Origin of the sequence: Micrococcus lylae, from assembly GCF_900163825.1 — a bacterium.
GTDB classification, from domain to species: domain Bacteria; phylum Actinomycetota; class Actinomycetes; order Actinomycetales; family Micrococcaceae; genus Micrococcus; species Micrococcus lylae.
Genome location: NZ_FUKP01000049.1, coordinates 16710 through 39156 on the forward strand (window position 1 = coordinate 16710; position 22447 = coordinate 39156).

At 71.0% G+C, this 22447-nt stretch carries 23 protein-coding genes; 11 read left to right on the forward strand and 12 right to left on the reverse strand.

Annotation, left to right across the window (positions count from 1 at the left end):
* Positions 1-149: 149 nt before the first annotated feature.
* Together FM125_RS07145 and FM125_RS07150 are read right to left on the reverse strand one after the other, a co-directional pair.
* On the reverse strand, positions 150-1034 hold the full coding sequence (locus FM125_RS07145) for a trypsin-like serine protease (protein ID WP_087134123.1): 885 nt from the start codon (positions 1032-1034) through the stop codon (positions 150-152).
* A complete protein-coding gene (locus tag FM125_RS07150; RefSeq protein WP_087134146.1) occupies positions 1015-1902 on the reverse strand; it encodes a DUF418 domain-containing protein in 888 nt (295 codons plus the stop codon). The genes FM125_RS07145 and FM125_RS07150 overlap by 20 nt, the downstream gene beginning before the upstream one ends.
* Positions 1903-1996: 94 nt before the next feature.
* On the opposite strand from FM125_RS07150, the gene FM125_RS07155 reads away from it, so the two are divergent.
* Both FM125_RS07155 and FM125_RS07160 read left to right on the forward strand, forming a co-directional pair.
* Positions 1997-2665, forward strand: a complete 669-nt coding sequence (locus FM125_RS07155) for a response regulator transcription factor (protein ID WP_180525426.1) — start codon at positions 1997-1999, stop codon at positions 2663-2665.
* Positions 2662-3723: a sensor histidine kinase gene (locus FM125_RS07160; RefSeq protein ID WP_087134125.1), complete on the forward strand. Its 1062-nt coding sequence runs from the start codon at positions 2662-2664 to the stop codon at positions 3721-3723. The genes FM125_RS07155 and FM125_RS07160 overlap by 4 nt, the downstream gene beginning before the upstream one ends.
* A 316-nt stretch (positions 3724-4039) precedes the next feature.
* Here the strand turns inward: FM125_RS07160 and FM125_RS07165 are convergent, their stop codons facing one another.
* From FM125_RS07165 to ychF, 3 genes are read right to left on the reverse strand one after another with little or no spacing between them, the layout of a single operon-like run.
* Entirely contained in the window at positions 4040-4444 is a 405-nt protein-coding gene (locus FM125_RS07165) for a type II toxin-antitoxin system VapC family toxin (protein ID WP_082739628.1), read from the reverse strand.
* Entirely contained in the window at positions 4441-4722 is a 282-nt protein-coding gene (locus FM125_RS07170) for a type II toxin-antitoxin system Phd/YefM family antitoxin (protein WP_082739630.1), read from the reverse strand. Before FM125_RS07170 ends, FM125_RS07165 begins: the two co-directional genes overlap by 4 nt.
* A gap of 21 nt (positions 4723-4743) precedes the next feature.
* The gene (ychF, locus tag FM125_RS07175) at positions 4744-5829 is read right to left on the reverse strand and encodes a redox-regulated ATPase YchF (RefSeq protein WP_087134126.1); all 1086 of its coding nucleotides are present in this window, start codon (positions 5827-5829) and stop codon (positions 4744-4746) included.
* A gap of 45 nt (positions 5830-5874) precedes the next feature.
* Here ychF and FM125_RS07180 point away from each other — a divergent pair, with 45 nt between their 5' ends.
* The 7 genes from FM125_RS07180 to FM125_RS07210 all read left to right on the forward strand — a co-directional run bounded on the left by FM125_RS07180 (position 5875) and on the right by FM125_RS07210 (position 13447).
* Positions 5875-6378 (forward strand): hypothetical protein, encoded by a 504-nt coding sequence (locus FM125_RS07180; RefSeq protein ID WP_245829876.1) that lies wholly within the window; start codon positions 5875-5877, stop codon positions 6376-6378.
* A gap of 110 nt (positions 6379-6488) precedes the next feature.
* Positions 6489-7457: an ABC transporter ATP-binding protein gene (locus tag FM125_RS07185; protein WP_087134127.1), complete on the forward strand. Its 969-nt coding sequence runs from the start codon at positions 6489-6491 to the stop codon at positions 7455-7457.
* 32 nt (positions 7458-7489) lie between these two features.
* Entirely contained in the window at positions 7490-8305 is an 816-nt protein-coding gene (locus FM125_RS07190; RefSeq protein WP_245829878.1) for an ABC transporter permease, read from the forward strand.
* Positions 8302-9501: a histidine kinase gene (locus tag FM125_RS07195; RefSeq protein WP_087134128.1), complete on the forward strand. Its 1200-nt coding sequence runs from the start codon at positions 8302-8304 to the stop codon at positions 9499-9501. The genes FM125_RS07190 and FM125_RS07195 overlap by 4 nt, the downstream gene beginning before the upstream one ends.
* Positions 9498-10118 carry a response regulator transcription factor gene (locus FM125_RS07200; RefSeq protein ID WP_087134129.1) on the forward strand — a complete coding sequence of 207 codons (621 nt, stop codon included), beginning with the start codon at positions 9498-9500 and terminating at the stop codon, positions 10116-10118. Before FM125_RS07195 ends, FM125_RS07200 begins: the two co-directional genes overlap by 4 nt.
* 218 nt (positions 10119-10336) lie before the next feature.
* Positions 10337-11593: a DNA recombination protein RmuC gene (locus FM125_RS07205; RefSeq protein ID WP_087134130.1), complete on the forward strand. Its 1257-nt coding sequence runs from the start codon at positions 10337-10339 to the stop codon at positions 11591-11593.
* A 156-nt stretch (positions 11594-11749) separates the two neighbouring features.
* Complete coding sequence (locus FM125_RS07210; protein WP_087134131.1) at positions 11750-13447, forward strand: SLC13 family permease; 1698 nt, start codon at positions 11750-11752, stop codon at positions 13445-13447.
* A gap of 247 nt (positions 13448-13694) precedes the next feature.
* Here the strand turns inward: FM125_RS07210 and FM125_RS07215 are convergent, their stop codons facing one another.
* Both FM125_RS07215 and FM125_RS07220 read right to left on the reverse strand, forming a co-directional pair.
* Entirely contained in the window at positions 13695-14792 is a 1098-nt protein-coding gene (locus FM125_RS07215) for a 4-hydroxy-3-methylbut-2-enyl diphosphate reductase (protein ID WP_067191767.1), read from the reverse strand.
* A 54-nt stretch (positions 14793-14846) separates the two neighbouring features.
* Positions 14847-15887: a hypothetical protein gene (locus tag FM125_RS07220; protein WP_067191761.1), complete on the reverse strand. Its 1041-nt coding sequence runs from the start codon at positions 15885-15887 to the stop codon at positions 14847-14849.
* Positions 15888-15989: 102 nt separating this feature from the next.
* Between FM125_RS07220 and xseA the strand changes: the two genes are divergently transcribed.
* Both xseA and FM125_RS07230 read left to right on the forward strand, forming a co-directional pair.
* Positions 15990-17291 (forward strand): exodeoxyribonuclease VII large subunit, encoded by a 1302-nt coding sequence (gene xseA, locus FM125_RS07225; RefSeq protein ID WP_087134132.1) that lies wholly within the window; start codon positions 15990-15992, stop codon positions 17289-17291.
* Entirely contained in the window at positions 17288-17575 is a 288-nt protein-coding gene (locus FM125_RS07230) for an exodeoxyribonuclease VII small subunit (protein ID WP_067191757.1), read from the forward strand. The genes xseA and FM125_RS07230 overlap by 4 nt, the downstream gene beginning before the upstream one ends.
* Positions 17576-17689: 114 nt before the next feature.
* Here FM125_RS07230 and FM125_RS07235 read toward each other — a convergent pair whose 3' ends face one another.
* The 5 genes from FM125_RS07235 to FM125_RS12270 form a co-directional block, all read right to left on the reverse strand.
* Positions 17690-18274, reverse strand: coding sequence for a type 1 glutamine amidotransferase domain-containing protein (locus FM125_RS07235; protein WP_087134133.1), 585 nt, complete (start codon positions 18272-18274; stop codon positions 17690-17692).
* A gap of 125 nt (positions 18275-18399) precedes the next feature.
* Complete coding sequence (locus FM125_RS07240; RefSeq protein WP_087134134.1) at positions 18400-19335, reverse strand: PPK2 family polyphosphate kinase; 936 nt, start codon at positions 19333-19335, stop codon at positions 18400-18402.
* Positions 19336-19351: 16 nt separating this feature from the next.
* On the reverse strand, positions 19352-20593 hold the full coding sequence (locus FM125_RS07245; protein WP_087134135.1) for a pyridoxal phosphate-dependent aminotransferase: 1242 nt from the start codon (positions 20591-20593) through the stop codon (positions 19352-19354).
* 80 nt (positions 20594-20673) lie between these two features.
* Positions 20674-21921 carry a type 2 periplasmic-binding domain-containing protein gene (locus tag FM125_RS07250; RefSeq protein ID WP_087134136.1) on the reverse strand — a complete coding sequence of 416 codons (1248 nt, stop codon included), beginning with the start codon at positions 21919-21921 and terminating at the stop codon, positions 20674-20676.
* Entirely contained in the window at positions 21918-22400 is a 483-nt protein-coding gene (locus tag FM125_RS12270; RefSeq protein ID WP_143745277.1) for an NUDIX hydrolase, read from the reverse strand. Before FM125_RS12270 ends, FM125_RS07250 begins: the two co-directional genes overlap by 4 nt.
* Positions 22401-22447 lie beyond the last annotated feature (47 nt).

A 22447-nucleotide genomic window follows, 5' to 3' on the forward strand; every position in this document is an offset into this window, starting at 1 on the left:
CCGTGAAGACCCACCTCCTTCCCGGCGAACGCCATCACCGGTGGCGCACAACGGCCGGCCCCGGAAGCGCTCCGGGGCCGGCCTGATCGTCCAACGACGGGCCTCCTTCGGACCGGCCCCCACGTACCCGACCTCCGTGGTCAGAGCAGCTAGGCGGCGCGGCGGCGCAGCAGCAACCACACCCCGGCTGCTGCCAGGACGACCACGCCCGCACCAATGCCCACGGTGCCCCAGATCCCCGCAGAGCCTTCGGAGGGTGCCTCGGCCGCAGCATCGCCTTGTTCGGATGCCTCCCCGGTCTCCGTCGCATCAGTTCCGCCAATAACCCCGCGGATCCAGTCAGACTGATCGGCCACCGGCGCCACTGCGACAGCGGCATTGGAGGTCATCTCCTCCTCGGTCGGGTTGTCCGGGTCTTCGAAGAGCCCGGCGGACATGATGGCGGCGACCTTGCCGTCGGCAAAGATCGCACCCCCGGAATCGCCCGGCTGAATGCGTGCGCCGTCCTTCAGCGCGACCTCAAGGGCCTTGGGTGCATCGAAGAGTGCAAGTGGCGACTCCCCACGGATCTCGGCACGGGCAGAGGGCAGCTTGGTGGAGCCACCCGAACCGTCGGAGGACCAGCCGTAAATGTTCACATCCCCGGTGGGCACCTCGTCTGCCACCTCGGCGAATTGCTCCAGGGCCATCTCCTGCTCGGTGTGCAGCAGGGCGATATCCCCACGAGGGGCGATCTCGTGGCGATCGACCTGGTACACCTGCTGCTGATCCCCCTGGCCGATGCGCACGGAGCCCCCTGGCTTGGCCGCGGCATCAACGCAGTGGCGGGCGGTGATCACCCAGTGGGGATCAATCGCGGTTCCGGTGCACACTCCGTCATCCGGGTCGGAGTCATCGACACGCACGGAGACAACCGGCTTGGCTTCCTCGGTGTCCTCCGCGAAGGTTGTGCTCTGCAGTGCATGAGCAGGCCCAGCGCTGAGCGTTACTGCTGCGATCACTCCGGCGACGGAACTAACTGCGAACTTCTTCATTCTCTTCCTTTCCAACGACCGCGATGATGCGGCGAAGCAGCGTTTCGACAGGGCCACGCGCAAAGACCGCGAGCCAGACGAATGAGATGACGATGGCGCCGGCCAGGCTGACCCAGATGCCGAACCATGTCGGCGCGAGCCAATCGGCCGTGAGCACATGGAGGCAGTACACGGTCAGTGGCATGCGACCCAGTGGCGCGAGCCAGCTGATCCAGCGCTGCAGCAGGCAGCACAGCGAGCACATGCCCACCGACGTCCCGATGCTGCCCACGACATCGCCAAGGCCTCCGGTGTGGCCGTTGGCGTCAAAGAACCCCGGCAGCAGGACGTACCAGCGCAACGCAAGATTCACGACGAACAGCCCCATCCCGACCACGAAGCCGAGAACGAGGCGCCTGGGGGCGACCATGTGCCTTTGGAACAGCATTCCGGCGACCATCAGCGTCGCCCACATCACTGGCGAGTAGGGCCAGAACGCGGCAATCAGCACCACTGAGCCGGAGGCCAGGACCGCCGAGCCGAAGGCCAGGACACAGGCCAGCCACAGGAGCACCGGCGAGCTCCAGCGCGGCGCCCAGGCGAGCAAAGCCATGCAGAGTCCGATGGTGCCGAGCACCACAAACACTTGCCCGGTGAACGGGGCGAGCGCGAAGTGCATGCCGATCAGGCACAGCCCGCGCACGATGAACTGGGCGGGGCGCGCCCGCATGTAGCCCATCGACACCCCGGAGATGAATGCGAAGAGCGCGGCCGGGAAGCCGTAGAGCACCTGCACGGCCAAGCCGTCAAGGAAGGTCAGGTGCGCGGTCATCATGCCGACGAGCGCCACGGCCCGCGCAACGTCGACACCAACGTTTCGGTTCTGCACGGCCAGGACGCTACGCACCCCGATGTTGCGAGAGCGTAAACGTACGAAGAGCCGTCGGCGCGACAGGCAGGCAGTTACGCTCGATGCCATGACGATCCGTGTTCTCGTCGTCGATGACGAAAGCTACCTGGCCGATGCCATCTGCACCGCGCTGAACGGCGCGAACATGGAAGCTGACGCGGCCTATGACGGTGCGGCTGCGGGCTCGCTCATCGACGAGATCCGCCCCGATGTCCTCGTGCTGGACCGGGACCTGCCGGGCATCCACGGCGACGACATCTGCCGCTGGGTCGTCGATACCCACCCGGCCACGAGGGTGATCATGTTGACCGCCTCGGGGACGCTCGACGACCGGCTGACGGGCTTCGACCTCGGCGCGGACGACTACCTTCCCAAGCCCTTCGAGCTCCCGGAGCTGATCGCACGGGTTGCCGCGCTGGCCAAGCGCAACCTGCCGGTGCGCGGCGAGATCTACCGCTGCGGCAACGTACGCCTGGACACCTCCCGCCGGGAAGTCACCCGAGGCGGTGCACACGTTTCACTCAGCCCGAAGGAGTTCGCGGTACTGGAAGTGCTCATGGGGGCAGCCGGCGCGGTGATCTCCACGGAGGACCTGCTCGCGGAGGCCTGGGATGAGAACGCCGACCCCTTCACGAACTCCCCGCGCGTGACGGTCTCACACCTGCGCAAGAAGCTGGGCGAACCGCGCATCGTGCACACCGTGGCAGGCTCTGGTTACTACGTGGCAGAGGTGCCGCGGTGAAACTGAGTCTGCGCGCGCGCATCACGGTGATGTTCGTGGCCACCACCCTGGGCGTGGGCCTGGCGCTGATCGGGCTGGTGTACGCCTATCTGAAGCTCACCCCGGTGCCGTTTCTGGCCCAGATCCCCACCCCGGATGACGGCCTGGTGATTGACGGGGCAGTGCCGATCACCGATGAGATTCTGCGCCGCGTGCTGCTGGCTTCCGCGGCTGCTCTGGCGCTGCTGACCGCAGTCGCCGGACTGATCGGTTGGTTCGTGGCCGGCCTGGTGATCAAACCGCTGCGGGAGATCGCACACGACGCTGCGACCGTGACCCGCGGTGACCTGAGCGCTCGGATCAGCCACGAGGGGCCCGCAGATGAGGTGGGTGAACTGGCGGCTGCGCTCAATGCGATGCTCGACGAGCTGGCGGATGCCCTCGAGCGGCAACGCCGTTTCGCGTCCAATGCCTCTCACGAGCTGAAGACGCCGATCGCGACGATTCAGACAATGGCAGATGTGGCGCTGGCCGGCGGCGACGACGTGCCGCTGCGGGAGACCTTGGGCCGGATTCGCGAGGTGAACGCGCGGGCCGCGGAGACCATAACCGCGTTGCTGCAGCTGGCGAACGTGGACGTCCGCGACAGACAGGAGATGGATTTGGCTGCGCTGTGCCGTGACATCACGCACGGGCAGGGCGTGCCGGTGGCAGCCGAGCCGGTCACGGTCACTGCCTCCCCGACCCTGGTGCGCCAGGCGGTGGAGAATTTGGTGCGCAATGGAATCACCCACGGTGAGGACGCGGCGTTGACCCTGACCAAGGTGGGCCAGCATGCGGAGATCGTCGTGGAATCCGGTGGCCCTGCCTTGGACACGGCCGAGATCCGTACCTGGGTCGAGCCTTTCGCCCGATCCCAGCGGACCGCAGGTGCCGGCCACGGTCTGGGTCTGGCACTCGTCGACGCCATTGCGAAGGCCCACGGCGGTTCGTTGGAGCTCACGCCGCGGACTGGAGGTGGGCTCGCGGCGACGCTACGCCTACCTGCTTGGACGAGCTGTGACGCGGCGCACTTCTGACCCCTTACTCGTCTCCCTCGTCGAAAATCAGCTCGATCGGCTCCGTCTCCCGCAGTTCGTGGCCCCAGACGTCGAAGCCGTCATCGCCACATCAGAAGAATACGTCGAAATCTTGCGCTTCTATCGACACATTGGCCGTGTCAAGGTTAGGCGGCAGGCTTTGTCAAACGCCAGACCGCAGTGCACTGGCCCAGCAATATCCGAAGATGCAGTCGCATGTCCAGTGGCCGCACTGCCCCGAGGAATGCCGCATCTGCCTGCGGATAGTTCGCCGCAACGAATGAACGCGCGCGGACCACGAATCCGTTCACTCGGATCACCCAACGGCACCCGGGGAGATGACACCGAGCCCAGCCGTCTCCGCCGCTTCCCCAAGCCGACGGTCATAGGTCAAGACAGCATCAGCATCAAGGCGAATGGCAGCCTCCAGATGCAAGGCATCGAGAGCACGCAGATACTGCATCGGCAGGAAGCCTGCGGATCGATACGTTGCACGGTCGAGAGCCGCCAACGACACGCCCTCCAAGAGTGCGCTCACTTTCGACTGGCCCCGACCTTCCCGGACAGCCATGCGACGCAGTTCGGTCTCCAGAAGATCACTCGAGACAAGGCGCGCATCCTCGCGATCAAGCCAGTTCACTAGCTCTTGAGTCTCGGGCTGAGCAACAAGCAGTGCGCCGAGCGCGGACGTATCGACATACACCAGCGGAGCGGTACTCACACCCGATCGCCCCGCAGATCGTCGAGGATTCGGTTCATCGGCCGATCGCGGTCAGTCGGCTGAGGCTTCAGATCGGACCAACCACCGACTCGCTTGGCCGGTCGCGAGATGCGTAGCGCGGACGACGGGGCATCGAGCGGAACGATGCGCCCGACGGGGATACCGCGATTGGTCAGCACAAACGAATGCCCCTCGCTCACCTCACGCAGCACGCGCCCAGATTCGTTGCGCAACTCGCGCTGCGAGAGGCTCTCGCTGTGCGCTTCAGCCGTACTCATGCACCGATCGTAGCACCCGTGCTACACGTTGAACCGGAACTCCACCACGTCCCCATCCCGCATGACGTACTCCTTCCCCTCCATACGGACCTTGCCGGCAGCCTTCGCCTCCGCCATAGACCCCGCGGCGATCAGATCGTCGAAACTCACGATCTCGGCCTTGATGAAGCCGCGCTGGAAGTCGGTGTGGATCACGCCGGCGGCCTCCGGCGCCGTCGCCCCCACGGGAATGGTCCAGGCGCGGGTCTCCTTCGGCCCCGCGGTCAGGTAGGTCTGCAGGCCGAGGGTGGAGAAGCCCACCCGGGCCAGCTGGTCCAGGCCGGACTCCTCCTGACCGGCCATCTCCAGCATCTCGGCGGCCTCCTCCGCGGAGAGGTCCACGAGCTCGGATTCGAGCTTGGCGTCCAGGAACACGGCCTGCGCCGGCGCCACCAGCTCCCGCAGCTCGGCCTGCCTGGCCTCGTCGGCCAGCACGGCCTCGTCCGAGTTGAACACGTAGATGAAGGGCTTGGCGGTGAGCAGGTTGAGCTCGCGCAGGTGCTCCAGCTCCAGCCCGTCCTTCGTCACGCCGGTGAAGATGGTGTCCCCGCGCTCGAGGACGGCCTGGGCGGCCTTCAGCGCGTCCAGCTCGGCCTGGGTGCGCTTCTTGCCCTTGACCTCCTTCTCGATGCGCGGGATCGCCTTCTCCACGGTCTGCAGGTCCGCGATGATCAGCTCGGTGTTGATGGTCTCCATGTCCGAGGCCGGGTTCACCGTGCCGTCCACGTGGACGACGTCGCCGTCCTCGAAGGCGCGCACCACCTGGGCGATCGCGTGGGCCTCACGGATGTTCGCCAGGAACTGGTTGCCCAGCCCCTCACCCTCGGAGGCGCCCTTCACGATGCCCGCGATGTCCACAAAGGAGACCGTGGCCGGCAGGATCCGCTCGGAGCCGAAGATCTCGGCCAGCTGCGGCAGGCGCTCGTCCGGCAGGTTCACCATGCCCACGTTCGGCTCGATCGTCGCGAACGGATAGTTCGCCGCGAGGACGCTCTGGCGGGTGAGTGCGTTGAACAGGGTCGACTTGCCCACATTGGGAAGTCCCACGAATCCGATAGTCAGTGCCACGGTGGACCATCCTACCGGCGCGCCGGGACGGGTAGCGTGGTCCCTGTGAACCAGAGCACCTCCCCCACCGGCAGCCCGCTTCCCGACGACGGCACCTCGCCTTCCGAGGGCACCTCGCCCTCCTCGGGCACCCCGGCCGAGCAGGTGGTCGGGTTCTCCACCGCGATGGCCCCGCTCATCGACCTGGCCGTGGAGCACGGCCTGGACCTGCTGGGCCGGGGACTGGACCTGCAGCCCACCGTCCTGGCCGTCACCGCGGAAGGCATGCGCGGCATGTGGACCGAGCCGGACCTGACGCCGGAGGACGCCGCAGGGTTCGTCGGACGGATCGAACCGCGTCCGGCACGCGCAGTGGCCGTCTTCGACGGCGGAGTCCAGACGGACGAGGGCCTCACGCCCTCCTACTTCGTGGAGTCGTTCGAGGCCGGGCAGGACATGTCCGTGCGGCTGGTGGTCCCGCATGACGTGGGGCACGCCGAGGAGGGCATCGCACCGAAGGTTCTGGGCGAGCCGACTCTGGTGGCCAACGGGCCGAACCCGCTCGCGTGAGCCGCCGCCCGCCGGGCACCCATGACAGCCGGGCACCCATGACATCCGTCATGTCCACCTGCTGACACCCAGCAGTTCTCCTGGCACCCCTGGTGAATCAGGCTGGTGCCATGAGCAGCACACAGCAGACCACACAGCAGACCTCAGCCCCCGAGACCTCCGCCCCTGACACCGCCGGCTCCGATCTCGCCGTCTCCGCTGCGAACGTGCAGAAGCACTTCGGGAAGGTCCGTGCCGTGGACGGCGTCGACCTCACCGTCCCGCGCGGCGAGGTGATGGCCCTGCTCGGCCCGAACGGTGCCGGCAAGACCACCTTCCTGGACATGGTCCTGGGCTTCACCCGCCCGTCCTCCGGCGCCCTCGAGGTGTTCGGTGGCAGCCCGCGCCGTGCCGTCGCCGACGGCCGGGTCGGTGCCGTCCTCCAGACCGGAGCCCTCCTCGAGGACCTCACCGTCGCACAGACCCTCCGTTACGTCGCCGGCTGCCACCGCCGCCACCTCCCGGTCGCGGACGTGATCGAGCGTGCCCAGCTCGGTCCGCTCGCCTCCCGACCGGTGAAGAAGTGCTCCGGCGGCGAGAAGCAGCGCCTGCGCTTCGGCCTCGCCCTGCTCACCGACCCGGAGCTGCTCGTCCTGGACGAGCCCACCGCCGGGATGGACGTCGGCGCCCGGGCCGAGTTCTGGGACGCCATGCACGCCGAGGCGGACCGTGGCCGCACAGTCGTCTTCGCCACCCACTACCTGCAGGAGGCCGCCGACTTCGCCGACCGCATCGTCCTGATGCGTCAGGGGCGCATCCACACCTCCGGCACCGTCTACGAGCTGACGGAGGGCGCGCCGCGCACCGTCTCCTGCCGGTGGGCCGGCTCCGGCTCCCCCGCCGAGGTCGCCGCCCGCCTGGGCGTCGCCCTTCCCGACGACGGCCCCGCCGCTGCCGGTGACCGCGTCGCCTTCTCCGTCACCGACGGCCCGGAGGCCTCCGACCGCCTCGTCGCCGCCCTGCTCACCGAGGGCCTCGGCCACGACGTCGAGGTCGAGCGCGCCACCCTCGACCGCGTCTTCCTGGACCTCACCGCCTGAATCCGCCCGCACCGCACGGAAAGGATCTCCCCATGACCGCCGCCACCCGCTCCGACGCCGCCCTGTCCACACCCCGCGGACCAGGCGCCCGCCTGGCTTCCTTCATCGGCCACGACCTGATCCGCCAGCTGAAGATGGTTGAGTCCGTCTTCTTCATCGCCGTGCTTCCCACGGCCCTGTTCCTCATGTTCGGCGCGCTGGCCGAATGGGGGGACATGCGGGTCGGCAACGGCAACATGGTCGCTCACACGATGCTCTCGATGGCCCTGTACGGTGCCATCACCGCCACCACCGCCATCGCCGGCTCGGCCGCCGTGGAACGCCAGCTCGGCTGGGGCCGCCAGCTGTCCCTGACGGCCCTGTCCGGCACCGCCTACATGCTCGGCAAGGCGATGGTGGCCGTCTGCGTCGCTGTGCTTCCGGTGGCGCTGATCTACGCCGTCGGCGCCGGCACCGGCGCGGAGCTGGACGGGGCCTGGCGCTGGGCCGCCTCCGCCGGCCTGACCCTGCTGGCCGCCGTGCCGTTCGCCTTCTACGGACTCGCCGCGGCCCTGCTGTTCCGCTCCGAAGCCGCCGTGGGCGCCGCCTCCGGCATGCTCGTGGTGTTCAGCTTCCTGGGCAACCTGTTCATGCCGCTCAACGGCCTGTTGCTGGACATCGGCCGCTTCACCCCGCTCTACGGCCCCGGCGTCCTGGCCCGGTGGCCCATGATGGAAGGCAAGGTCGTCGCCACGGACGGCAGCGTCACCACGGACCCCCTGTGGGCCGCCGTGCTCAGCGTCACGGTCTGGACGCTCGCCTTCCTAGGGATCTGCCTGCTCGCGAACCGACGGAGGACCTCTCGATGAACACCGGCCATCCCGGCCCGGCGGACACCGCGGACGCTGTGCCCCGCTCCCGCGTCCTGCCGCGCGAGGAGTGGGGTGCCGTCCTCGGCTTCGCCGGGGTCTGGCTCGTCTTCCTGCTCATGGCGGTCGCCTCGGTGACGGTCGCCCGGATCCAGGCCGGGGACGCCGCCGGCGCCGCGGTCGCCGTCGGCTCCGGTGTCCTGTTCACCGCGGTGTACCTCGTCTCGTTCATCGTCCCGGACCCCGTCCCGTCCTGGCCCCGTCCGGCGAACACCGGCCTCTACACCCTGGCGCTCGTGCTCGTCACCGCCCTGTTCGCCACCACCGCCGGCACGGCGGCGCTCAACGTGATCCCCTACTTCACGGCCGTTTGGGTGTTCTCGCAGCGCCGCCGCACCGCACTGACGGCCGTCGCCGTCATCGCCGCGATCGGCGTCGTCCTGGCCCTGACCATCACCGACGGTGAGCCGCAGATCTGGCTCACCGGCTCCATCCTGGTGGCCACCGCCGTGATCGTGGCGGTGCGCCTGGCCTCGGACAGCGAGGACACCATGACGGCCGTCCGCCACGAACTGGACCTGTCCCGCCAGCGGGAAGAGCTCGCCCGGGACGTCCACGACGTCCTCGGCCACTCCCTCACCGCCGTCCATGTGAAGGCCCAGCTGGTCACCCGCCTGATCGACGCGGACCCGGCCCGGGCCAAGGAGGAGGCCGAGCAGATCGTCACGCTGACCCGCTCGGCGATCGGCGAGGTCCGCTCCACCGTGGACGGGCTGTCCGCCCCACAGCTGGCCACCGAGCTCGCCGGCGCCCGCCGCGTGCTCTCGGACGCGGGCATCCGCGCGGAAGTCCCCGGCGTCGAAGCCGTCGCGCAGGTGCCCGCACAGGCCGCCGAACTGTTCGCCTGGACCCTGCGCGAGGCCGTCACCAACGCGGTCCGCCACTCCGGCGCCGCGCGCGTGCGCATCACCCTCGCCGCCGACCGTCTGACGGTGGTGGACGACGGCGTCGGACCGGACGGCCCCGTCCCGGTGAGCGGGCCCGATGAGGCGAGGGAGCCGTCGTCGTCACGCCGCCGCGGCACCGGCCTGGCCGGGCTGCGGGCCCGGGCCGACGCCGCAGGGGGCACACTGGAGGTACGCCCGGAGCACCCGGGCACCGAGCGTCCCGGCACCCGAGTGGAGGTCACCCTGTGAGCACCGACGCCCCGCTGCGCCTCCTGCTGGCCGACGACCAGTCCCTGGTCCGCGCCGGCCTCGCCGCGCTGCTGGACCTGGAGCCGGACATGGAGGTCGTCGCCCAGACCGACTCCGGCGCCGCGGTGGTGGACCTGGCCCGCGAACACGCCGCGGACGTGGCCCTGCTGGACGTCGAGATGCCCGGTGTGGACGGGATCGAGGCCGCCGCGGCGCTGAAGGCGTCCGGGTTGGCCTGCCGGGCGCTGATCGTCACCACGTTCGGCCGCCCCGGCTACCTCTCCCGCGCCCTGGAGGCCGGCGCGGACGGGTTCGTGGTGAAGGACGTGCCGGCAGAGGAGCTCGCCGACGCCGTCCGCCGCGTGTCCCGGGGGCAGCGCGTGGTGGACCCGTCGCTGGCGGCCGAGACCCTCTCCCTGGGCGGCAGCCCCCTCACCGGCCGCGAGCGGGACGTGCTGCGCGCCGCCCTGGACGGCTCGCCGGTGCGGGAGATCGCCGCCACCCTGCACCTGTCCCCCGGCACCGTGCGCAACCACCTCTCCAGCGCCATCAGCAAGACGCACACCTCCACCCGCGCCGAGGCCGCCGCCGTGGCACGAGACCGCGGCTGGCTCTGAGGTCCCGGGCCCGGGCCCGGAGGGGCGCGGCGGCCCGGGGACGGAAGCCGGAGGGGCGCGGCGGCCCGGGGACGGAAGCCGGAGGGGCGCGGCGGCCCTGTGGTCGAAGGGGCGCGGCGGCCCGGGGCCCGCTGCGCCGCCCGGGGCCGAAGGGGCGCGGCGGCCCTGACCGGCGACGACGGCCTACCCTGTCCGCGGCGGGTGGCACCCTGGGATGCATGGACGTCTTCTCCCTGATCCTGGGCCTCGGCCTGGGCCTGGTACTCGGCGCCGGGCTGGCCGCCTGGCTGCTCTCCTCCCGTGCCCGCCTGCGTGAGGAGGAGTTGCGCCGTCGCTCCGAGCGCGCCGCGGACGAGGCCGCGCAGGCCCACGAACGGCTCGCCCGCGCGGAGACGTCCGTACGGATGCTCGAGCAGGGCCGGCAGGAACAGGAGGACGCCCGCCGGCGGGACGCGGACGTGCTCAAGGCCCTGGCACCGATGGGTGAGCGCATGCGCCACCTGCAGGAACAGGTGGCCGTGCTGGAACGGGACCGCGTGGACCAGTTCGCCGCCCTCGGGGAGCAGCTGCGCCAGGCGGCGCGGACGGACTCGGCGCTGATGCACCGGACCACCGAGCTGCTCTCCACCCTGCGGTCCACCACCGCACGCGGCCACTGGGGCGAGGTGCAGCTGCGCCGCGTGGTGGAGGCCGCGGGGATGGTGGCGCACACGGACTTCTCCGAGCAGGTCACGCTCTCAGGCGCCGACGGGCAGCGACTGCGCCCGGACCTGCTGGTGCACCTGCCCGGCGGAAAGGCCCTGGCCGTGGACGCCAAGGCCCCCGCCGCAGACGGTGTGGCCGCCCAGCACCTGGCGGACGAACACGACGACCATGCCCGCGAACGCCGGGAGCAGCTGCGGGCCAGCCACGCCGCGGCCGTGCGCCGCCACGTGGACGCCCTCGCCCAGAAGTCCTACTGGTCAGGGCTGGACGAGAGCCCGGAGCTGGTCCTGTGCTTCCTCCCTTCAGAGTCCCTGCTGGCCACCGCACTCGAGGAGGACCCCGGCCTGCTGGACCACGCCTTCTCCCGCGGGGTGGCCCTCGTGGCCCCGGTGTCCCTGCTGACGGCCCTGAAGTCCGTGGCGCACGCCTGGCGGCAGGAGCGCATCGCCGAGGACGCGCACGAGGTGGTGGCCGCCGCCCGGCAGCTCTACGACCGTCTCGGCACCCTCGCCGGCCACCTGACGAAACTGGGCTCCTCCCTCGGCAAGTCCGTGGAGCACTACAACCGCCTGCTCGGCACCCTGGAGAGCCGGGTGCTGCCGTCCGCACGGCGGATCCAGGAGCTGGACCCGCAGCTGGAGCCCCCGCTCTCCGGCGCCGCGCCGGTGGAGCAGCTGCCCCGCCCGCTCTCCGCGCCCGAGCTCACCGCGCAGCAGGGCGAGCTCTGGCCGGACGGCACTGAGGGCCAGGAGTCCGACGGGCGGCGCTGACCCGCACGGGCTGGACAGGCTGGACCGAAACGCGTGACACAGAGCACATTCCCGGCTGTCGCGCTGTTACCTTGTGGGCAGGAACGTCACAGGAGGACCACATGCCCTCCGCCGACACCGCCAGGGCACCCCGTCTGACTGCACAAAGGAGTGGCCATGTCATCCTCGTCGCCACGGTCCACCGTCCACGGTGACCACCTCAAGAAGTACGACCCCCAGACCAAGGCGAAGGACTTCGCCCAGGAGCTCTCACCCGGCATGCGCGCCGAGGCCGTCCCCGGGGGCACCGTCCGCAACCGCATCATCGGCCTCCTGCTCGGCCCCGCCCTCGGCCTGCTGCTCTTCTTCCTCATGCCGGCGGACATCGGCGTGTGGCCGCGCCTGATCGCTGGCACCGCCGTGCTCATGGCGATCTGGTGGATGACCGAGGCCATCCCGATCCCGGCCACCTCGCTGCTGCCGCTGGTGCTCTTCCCCGTGTTCGTCCCCGCTGCGGAGACCCCGGAGGGCGAAGGAGTGTCCGTCTCCGCCGTCGGTGCCTCCTACGGCGCGGACACGATCTTCCTCTTCATGGGCGGCTTCATGCTGGCCCTGGCCATGCAGCGCTGGAACCTGCACCGCCGCATCGCGCTGTCCGTGCTCGCCACCATGGGCTCGAAGACCGCGAACCTCATCGCCGGCTTCATGATCGCCACCGGCTTCCTCTCCATGTGGGTGTCCAACACCGCCACCGCCGTGATGATGCTCCCCATCGGCATCTCCGTGCTCATGCTGGTGCAGCGGTACGCCACCGGCGCCGAGGCCGAGGCCGTCGAGGCGGACCTCTCCGACGAGGAGCTCGAACAGGACCCGGCCGAGATGGACGACCAGCAGCTCCAGAAGCTGACCAAGTCCAACTTCGGCACCGCCCTGATGCTCGGCATCGCCTACGCCGCATCCATCGGCTCCCTCGGCACGCTGATCGGCACCCCGCCGAACACCCTGCTCGCCGGCTTCATGCGCGAGACCCACGGCGTGAACATCGGCTTCGCCCAGTGGATGCTCGTCGGCATGCCGGTGGCGATCCTGCTCATGGTCGCCTGCTGGTTCGTGCTCACCAAGCTCCTGTTCCGGCCGGAGATCGATCAGATCGAGGGCGGACAGGACCTCATCCGGGAGGAGAAGGCCAAGCTCGGCCCCATGTCCTCCGGCGAAAGGCGCGTGCTTGCCCTGTTCGTCCTCGCCGCCCTGGCCTGGGTGGCCGTGCCGCTGGTGTCCGAGTACGTCCTGGGCCTGGACTCTGCCCCGATCGCAGACGCCGGCATCGCCATCGCCGTCGGCATCCTGCTCTTCCTGCTGCCCGCCGGCGGCGACGCCCAGCGCGGCGTGCGCCTGCTGGACTGGGAGTCCGCCATCCAGCTGCCGTGGGGCGTGCTGCTCCTCTTCGGCGGCGGCCTGGCCCTGTCCAAGCAGTTCGGGGACTCCGGCCTGTCCGAGTGGATCGGCGAACAGGTGGCCGGCCTCGGTGGCATCCCGGTGATCGTCCTGGTGGCCGTCGCGGCCGTCGGCATCCTGCTCCTGACCGAGATGACCTCGAACACCGCCACCGCCGCGACGTTCCTCCCGGTCGCCTCCGGCGTGGCCATGGGCACCGGCATCGATCCGCTGATGCTGTGCGCCCCGGTGGCCCTCGCCGCCACGTGCGCGTTCATGCTCCCGGTCGCCACCCCGCCGAACGCCATCGCCTTCGGCTCCGGCTACGTGACCGTGGGCCAGATGGTGAAGGGCGGCGTCTGGATCAACCTGATCGCGACCGTGCTCATCATCGCCGCCTCCATGACCCTGCTCGTCTGGGTCTTCGGCCTCACCTACTGACGCCACCGTGCCCCGGGGCGGCGCTCCCGGGGCACGGACGCGCCGGCGCCGAACCAGAAGAAACGGCGGCGCCGAACCAGAAGAACCGGCCACTTCACGCCACGGCCAACCAGCCAAACCTTCTGGCTCGCCACCGAGACGCCGAACCAGAAGAACTGGCCACTTCACACCACGACCAACCAGCCAAACCTTCTGGCTCGCCGCTGGGACCGTGCCCAACCTTCTGGCTCGCCGCCGGCGGCCCCGCTCAGTCGCGGCGGCGTCCTCCGAGGTTGCGGTCCTCGTCCCCGATCCGCTTCAACTCGGCGCGCAGCTCCTTGGGCAGGGAGAACATGATGTCCTCCTCCGCGGTGACCACCTCGTCCACGTCCGCGTAGCCGTAGTCCGCCAGGAGCGCCAGGACGTCCTGGACCAGCACCTCCGGCACGGACGCACCTGAGGTCAGGCCCACGGTGGCCACGCCCTCGAACCAGGACTCGTCCACCTGGTGTGCGAAGTCCACGCGCTCGGCACGGGCGGCACCGTACTCGAGGGAGACCTCCTTCAGGCGCACCGAGTTGGAGGAGTTCGCCGAGCCGACCACGATCATCAGGTCCACCTCCGGGGAGATGACCTTCACCGCGGCCTGCCGGTTGGAGGTGGCGTAGCAGATGTCGTCCGACGGCGGGTCCTGGAGGTTCGGGAAGCGCTCGCGCAGCACGGAGACGATCTCCAGGGTCTCGTCCACGGACAGGGTGGTCTGGGACAGCCAGATCAGGTTGTCCGGGTCCTCGACCTGGACGGTGCGAGCCTCCTCCACGTCGTTGACGACGATGGTGTGCTCCGGGGCCTCGCCGTAGGTGCCCTCGACTTCCTCATGACCCTCGTGGCCGATCAGCAGGATCTGCTTGTCCTGCTTGGCGAAGCGCACGGCCTCGCGGTGCACCTTGGTCACCAGCGGGCAGGTGGCGTCGATGGTCTGCAGGTTCCGCTGCGCGGCGTCCGCCACCACGGCCGGGGACACGCCGTGGGCGGAGAAGACGGTGACGGCGCCCTCGGGCACCTCGTCCAGCTCGGAGACGAACACCACGCCACGCTCGGACAGCGAGTCCACCACGTGGCGGTTGTGCACGATCTCCTTGCGCACGTAGACCGGGGCGCCATGGACCTCGAGGGCCTTCTCCACGGCGATCACGGCACGGTCCACGCCGGCGCAGTAGCCGCGCGGGGCGGCGAGCAGGACACGCTTGTTGCCGGCGACGGGTGCGGCGGCCTCGATCTCCTCGCGGCTGCGGCGCACGCGAGGCACATGAGGCATGCCGAGGCCGACGGAGACGGGGGCGGATGCAGTGGTGGGGGTGGACATGCCCACCACTCTATCGGTCGGGTCCACCCGGCGGGGCGGCCCCTGCCGTGGCCGTCAGGAACGCCGGCGGCGCTCGGCGAGCGCCGCCCACAGCAGACCCACGACGACGGCCGCTCCCCCTCCGAACAGCAGTCCCGTCGTGCTCGGGCCGAAGGAGTCGGCCACCGCGGACCGCACGACCCCGTCGACGGCCTCGGTGAGATCGGCCAGGGAGCGCGGGGCGTCCTCCGGAACGGAGAGGCGGACCAGATCCGGGGAGGCCACCGCCTCAGGGATCGCCAGTCCCCCGCCGACCAGCAGCAGACCGACCACGGCGATCGCGATGCCGCGCCACCGGCCGGGGCCGAGGATCACGGCGGCCAGGCCGAGCACCGCGGCGGCGACCGCGGCCCAGACCCAGTGGGCCGAGGCCCGCATCAGCGCGGGGGCGTCGGCGAGGGACGAGGAGACCGAGACGAGGGCGTCGTCTCCGCCCACGTGGACCAGCACGGAGAGCCGGTCCTGCCCGGCGAACTCGCGGATCCCGTCCCGGGCGCGGTCGAACAGGACGGCCAGGTCCGTCTCCGGCATCTCCACACCGAACATGCTGCCGCCGGGGACGACGAGCGAGCCGTCGTCGTTGCCGAGCAGGTCGGCGGTGCCGTCGGCGAGGTCGTCCACGAGGCCGACGCCCACGTGGGAGACGACCGGGCCGAGCGGGACGGTCAGCGTGCCTGCATCGGAGTCGCTGCCGGACTGCACCTCGCCGGCGTCGAGCCGGTCCGCCCAGTCCGCACGGGCCTGCTCGGCGGACTCGACCACTCCCGCACGGACGCGCTCGTCCTCCAGCGCGGCACCGGTGCTGTGGTCGGTGACCTCCCGGATCAGGTCGCCGGCCACCAGGGAGATCTCCCGCGGCAGGGCCGCCTCCACCAGGTCCAGCACGAAGCGGGGGGCGGCGTCCTCCACGTCCGGATCCTCCATGACGCGGTCCACGGCGGTGTGGGTCAGCTCGGGTTCGCGGATCGCCTGGTCGACGGCGGCACCGACGACGGCGAGTACGCCGGCGAGGCCGGCCAGGACAGCCAGCAGCAGGGACACGATACGACGGGCCACGCGGCTCCTCTTCGGGTTCGGCCGGGTGACCTCCACACCCGCGCTACCGTGTCCCAGGGTACTGATAGTCAGGACGAGACCCAACAGAGCGGAGGCAGACGCATGGAGCAGATCCCGGACCTCGCGGGCGACGGCCCGGCCGCCGTGCCCGAACGCGCCGCAGACACGTCCCCGGACAACCCCTGGCCGCTGGCCCGGCTCTCCAAGAACCTCAAGGCCCACATCGAGCGCGCCCCCGCCACGTGGATCGAGGGCCAGCTCATCGAGTTCAAGAACAACCGCGGCAACGTCTACATGACCATGCGGGACCTCGAGGAGGAGGTCTCCCTGCCGCTCACCGCTTGGCGGAACGTCGCCATGACCCTGGACGGGACCGTCCAGCAGGGCTCCCGGGTGGTGGCGCGCGTCAAGCCGAGTTTCTGGCTCAAGGCCGGGCGCCTGTCCATGAACGTGCACGAGATGCGCCCGGTCGGCCTCGGCGATCTGCTGGCCCGCGTGGAGCTGCTGCGCCGGGCCCTCGCCGAGGAGGGGCTGACCTCCCCCGCGCGCAAACGGCCCCTGCCTCTGCTCCCCCACCGGATCGGGCTCATCACCGGCCGCGACTCGGACGCGAAGAAGGACGTGCTGCGCAACACCCTGCTGCGTTGGCCCGGCGCCGAGTTCGAGATCCGTGAGGTCACGGTGCAGGGTGCCGAGGCTCCTCGGCAGGTGGCCGCCGCGCTCGCCGAGCTCGACGCCGACCCGGCCGTGGACGTCATCGTCATCGCCCGCGGCGGCGGCGCGCTCGAGGAGGTCGTGCTCCCCTTCTCGGACGAGGCGCTGGTGCGCGCCGTGGCAGCGGCGCGCACGCCCGTCGTCTCGGCGATCGGCCACGAAGCGGACCGCCCGGTCCTCGACGACGTCGCCGACCTGCGCGCGTCCACGCCCACGGACGCGGCCAAGCGGATCGTCCCGGACGCGGCCCAGGAGGCCGCGGGACTCGCGGATGCGCGCCTGCGGCTGGCCGCGGCCGTCGAGCGACGCGTGCGCACCGAGGCCGAGGGGCTCTCGGCCCTGCGGTCCCGGCCCGTGCTGGCCCGCCCGCATGTGATGGTGGACACCCGGCAGGAGGAGACAGACCGGTGGCGCGAGCGCGGCCGGTCTGCCCTGGGCCACCGGCTCGTCCGCGAGGAGGACGCCCTCACGCAGCTGCGCGCCCGCGTCCGCGCCCTGTCCCCGCAGCACACGCTGGACCGCGGCTACGCGGTGGTCCAGCACGCCGGGCATGTCGTGCGTGACGCGGACCAGGTCGCCTCGGACGACCGGCTCGACATCCTCGTGGCGGCCGGGCGGATCGCCGCGGACGTCGTCGCGACGCATCGGACCACCCCGCCCCCATCCCAGGAGAGGACACGACAGGCATGAGTGAGCAGGGCATGGAGCAGACGCAGGACGCGGGCCGCCCCAGCGGCGTGGAGGGCTTCACCTCCGCGGACGTTTCGGACGTGGCCCGGATGAGCTACGAGCAGGCGCGGGCCGAGCTGGTGGAGACCGTGGGGAGGCTGGAGGCCGGTGGCGCCGGCCTCGAGGAGTCCCTGGCTCTGTGGGAGCGCGGGGAGGCGCTGGCCGATCGCTGCCAGGCCTGGCTCGACGGCGCCCGCGCCCGCCTCGACCAGGTGCGCGGCGAGGCCGACCCCGACGCCGACTGACCCCGCCCCCGCCTTCGTTCGGGAAGCGGCGGCCTCCGCGGCGCTATCGTTCGGGAAACGGCGGGGGCGGGGGCCATCGGCCCCCGCCCCCGCGCGACTTACGCCCGACGTCGGTCAGGCGGTCTGGTCCTCGTGCTTGCCCTCGCCCAGCTCCTCCACGAGCTTGGCGTTGAAGGCGTCGAGGTCCTCCGGGCTGCGCGAAGTGGTCAGCCCGTTGTCCACGACGACCTCCTCGTCCACCCACTGGGCACCCGCGTTCTTCAGGTCGGTCTGCAGGGACGCGTAGCTGGTCAGACGGCGGCCGTCCACGACGCCGGCCTCGATCAGGGTCCACGGGGCGTGGCAGATGGCCGCCACCGGCTTGTGCTGCTCGAAGAAGGCACGCACGAACGCCTGCGCGTCCGTGTTGACGCGCATGGCGTCCGCGTTCAGGGTGCCGCCCGGCATCACGAGGCCGTGGAAGTCCTCGGCCTTGGCGTCCTTCACCGTCGTGTTCACCTCGAAGGACTCGCCGTGCTCCCAGTCGGACTGCATCGCGGTGATGGTGCCGGACTTCGGGGAGACGAGCACGGGGGTCGCGCCGGCGGCGATCACGGCCTCCCACGGGGAGGTCAGCTCGACCTGCTCGACACCGTCGGTCGCGAGGAACGCGACGGTCTTGCCGGTCAGCGGGGCGTTCTGGGCAGCGTTCTCAGTCATGAGTCCACCTTTCGGATCGGGTCCGGCGCGCCTCTGCGGCGCCCGGTGTTCCACTATCCACTCACCGCGACCCCGGGCTTGGCAAGGCCCGACCACCACGGCCCCGCCCACCGCGACGGCGGCGCTCAGCCCGCCAGCAGCCGACGGCGGGCCGCCGCGACGTCGAAGTCCGCCTCCGGCCAGTCCAGCCCCATCCCCTGCAGGGTCTCGATGATCAGCTGCTGCACCGCCAGCCGCGCGAACCACTTGCGGTCCGCCGGCACGATGAACCACGGTGCGTCCTCGGTGTCCGTCCGCTCGATCGCGATCCGGTACGCGTCCGTGTACTGGTCCCAGTACGCGCGGTCGTCGAGGTCGCCCTCGCTGAACTTCCAGTGCTTCGTGGGGTCGTCCAGGCGGGCCAGCAGGCGCTCGGCCTGCTCCTCCGGCGAGATCCGCAGCATCACCTTGACGATCCGCGTCCCGGCGGCGCGCACGGCCGCCTCGAACTCGCGGATCGCCCCGTAGCGCTCCTCCACCTCGGCCAGCGGGGAGAGCCCGCGCACGCGGTGCACGAGCACGTCCTCGTAGTGGGAGCGGTCGAACACGGAGACCAGGCCCGGCCGCGGCAGGTGCGGTCGGATGCGCCACAGGAAGTCGTGGGCGCGCTCCTCCGGGGTCGGCGCCTTGAACGCGTGCAGGTGGAGGCCCTGCGGGTCCATCGCCCCGATCACGTGGCGCATGATCCCGCCCTTGCCGGCGGTGTCCATGCCCTGCAGGATCACCAGCAGGGACGGCACCTCCCCCAGGGGCGCCTCGCGCACCGACTGGGCGAACAGCAGCTCTTGCAGGTCGGCGAGCGCCCGGCCGCGCGCGGCCAGGTCCTTCTTGCCCTTCGGCTTGTCCCCGCCGTAGCCGGGCGTCGCGGCGGCGTCGACGTCGGCCGGGCCCCGGACCTCGTCCCCGCGGCGGGCGGCGAACAGCTCCCGCGCGGGGGCGTCGAAGACGCCGTCGTCGTCGGTGGCACGGGCGGGTCGGCCCGCCTTGTCGTCCTTCTTCTTGCCCACGGTCTCTCCCTGCATCTCTCGGCCCGGGTGGTCACACGCGGCGCTCGCGCCAGTCCGCGAGGAAGTCCTCGAGACGGTCCAGGGCGATGCCGAGGTCCTCCACGCTGGGCAGAGTGACCAGACGGAAGTGGTCGGTGTCCTCATAGTTGAAGGCGCGGCCGTGCGAGACGAGGATCTTCTTGGCCTTCAGCAGGTCCAGCACGAAGCCCTCGTCGTCCTCGATCCCGTAGACCTCCGGGTCCAGGCGCGGGAACAGGTACAGGGCGCCCATGGCCGGCTGGCAGCTCACGCCCTCGATGTCGTTCAGTCGCCGCTGGGCCAGGTTCCGCTGCTCCAGCAGGCGGCCTCCGGGCAGCACCAGGTCGTCGATGGTCTGGTAGCCGCCGAGGGCGACCTGCACGGCGTGCTGGGCCGGGACGTTGGCGCACATGCGCATGTTGGACAGCAGCGTCAGCCCGTCCAGGAAGTCCTTGGCGCGGTGCTTCGGGCCGGAGACGGCCACCCAGCCGGAGCGGTAGCCGGCCACGCGGTAGGCCTTGGACAGGCCGGAGAAGGTCAGGGTGAGCACGTCGTCGGACAGGCCGGCGGCGTTGAGGTGCTTGGCGCCGTCGTAGGTGATCTTCTCGTAGATCTCGTCCGCCATGAGCACCAGGTTGTGGCGGCGGCAGATCTCGACCATGCCCAGCAGGGTCTCGCGGGAGTACACGGCTCCCGTGGGGTTGTTCGGGTTGATCAGGACCAGGCCCTTGGTGCGCTCGGTGACCAGCGACTCGATGTGCTCCAGGTCCGGCTGCCAGCCCTCCTCCTCCACGCACCGGTAGTGCTTGGCGACGCCGCCGGCTAGGGTGGTCGCCCCCGTCCACAGCGGATAGTCCGGGGACGGGATCAGCATCTCGTCCCCGTCGTCCAGCAGCGCGGTGAGGACCATGGAGATCATCTCGGACACGCCGTTGCCGATGAACACGTCGTCCACGCCGATGCCCCGGATGCCGCGGGACTCGTAGTACTGGGAGACCGCGGTGCGGGCCGAGTAGATGCCCTTGGAGTCCGAGTAGCCCTGTGCGTGCGGCAGGTGCTGGATCATGCCCTGCAGGATGGCGTCCGGGGCCTCGAAGCCGAACGGGGCGGGGTTGCCGATGTTCAGCTTCATGATGCGGTGGCCGGCGGCCTCCATCCGCTGGGCCTCCTCCAGGATGGGGCCGCGGACGTCATAGCGGACGTCCAGCAGCTTGGAGGACTGGCGGATCTGACGGGGGTCACCGGTGGAAGACATGCCCCCATCCTTCCACCGGCCGGGCCGTCCGCCCAGCACGTGTCATGCCCTGCACCCGAGCGCCCGCCGTGGTTCCGGGGTCAGAACCATCCCGGCCGCGGCACGACCCAGTCCTCCGGGGCGTCCTCGAGGCCGCGGTCCACGAGCCAGTACTGGGCGGCGTCCTCGGGGCTGAGCGCGTCCGGGCCGGAGACCAGCTCCTGCAGGTCGGTGAGCCCCTCGGCGTCCATCCGGCCCATCACCTCGCGGATCGCCTCGCGGGTGGCCTTCGGGAAGTGCTCGGCCTGGCCCAGCACGGAGATGCGGCCCTCCGGGAGGACGCGGCCGGAGTCCTCCAGGGCCACGAGGGCGTCGTCCTCCACGGCCGGGTCGATCCCGTAGGCGAAGCCCAGCTGGGCGCGGTCGAAGACGAGGTCACCGGTCACCGCGGAGTACGCCGGACGCCATTGATCCGGCCGGCAGCCGGAGAGGCGGTCCAGGCGCTCGCGCAGCAGGCGCGTGGCCTCCGGGCGGGCCTCGCTGTTGACGTCCACGCGGGCGGCGGCGACGAGCGGCTCGCACCGCACGTTGAGATCGTCGATGGTCTCCAGCTCCAGGCGGGACGCCGTGGACGCCGTGACCAGCGCGGTCAGGCGCAGGGTGCCTGCCGAGGGCGCGAACACGGTCACCTCATCCGAGGGCTCGGCGGAGGCCGAGGGCGTGCCGCCGGCCTCGGTCCCCGCGGAGCCGTCGTCCTCGGACGGCGTGGCAGAGCCCGCGGCGGCGCGGCGCCGCTCGGCCTCCGCCGCCAGGTGCTCCTCGATCAGCCGGTCCACCTTGTCCGCGCCCATGGCGGACTCGCCGTTCGGCAGCGGGGTGGGGGTGGGCGTCGGGCTCTCGGTGCTCGACGCCGCGGCGGACTCTCCGTCACCGTCCCCGGACGGGGACGACGACGGCGAGCCGGTGCCGGAGGGCGACGGGTCCGTCGTCGTGCTCTGCGCCGATGCGGACCCGGAGGCGCCGGGTGTGGGCTCAGGAGGCTCCGGCATGACCTTCTCCGGCGCCACCTGCAGGGCATAGGCCAGGGTGTCCACCACGGCGACGGTCGTCTGGTCCGTCCGCGCCCACGGCTGCGGCACAGGCTCGGACTCCGCGACCTCGTGGCCGCGGTTGCGCAGATGGCGTTCGACCACGGCGGCCACCGCCTCGGACACCACGGCATCCGTGTGGGCCACCGAGATCGGACCCTGCGGCGCGGGCGGCCCCGTCGGCTCGTCGTCCCCGGTGCAGGCGGTCAGGCCGAGGGCCAGCACGCAGGCGCCGGCCAAGGCGCGCAGGCGGCGGCTCATGCGACCTCCTCCGCCGGCAGGTGGCCGCCGAGCCGCAGGGCACTGGTCAGCCAGGAGGAGGTGAGGACAGAGTCCAGTTCGTCCAGGCCGAACCACCGGGCATCGTGGGACGAGCCGCCGACCTCCGGACGCAGGGTCCCGCCGGTGATCTCTCCGCGGTACAGCACCTGGACGGTCAGCAGGTCCACCGGCTCTCCGCGCAGGCGCTTCGCGGCGGGGATGTGGCCCGTGGTCACGCCGAGCAGGCCGACCAGACGGCAGTCGTGCCCGGTCTCCTCCCAGACCTCGCGCACACACGCCTGCTCCGGGCTCTCCCCCAGCTCGATGCCGCCGCCGGGCAGCGTCCAGTAGACGTCGTCGGACGGGCTGCGCCACGCCGAGAGCAGGACCGAGTCATCCTGCACGATCAGCGCATAGGCGCCGGCGCGCGTCTGGAACGGGACGGCCGCGGCGGGCACGGTGCCGGTGGGCTGGGACACGTCGGCTCTCCTGTGAGGGGCGCGGGGTCGGACGGTCCCCCAGTCTA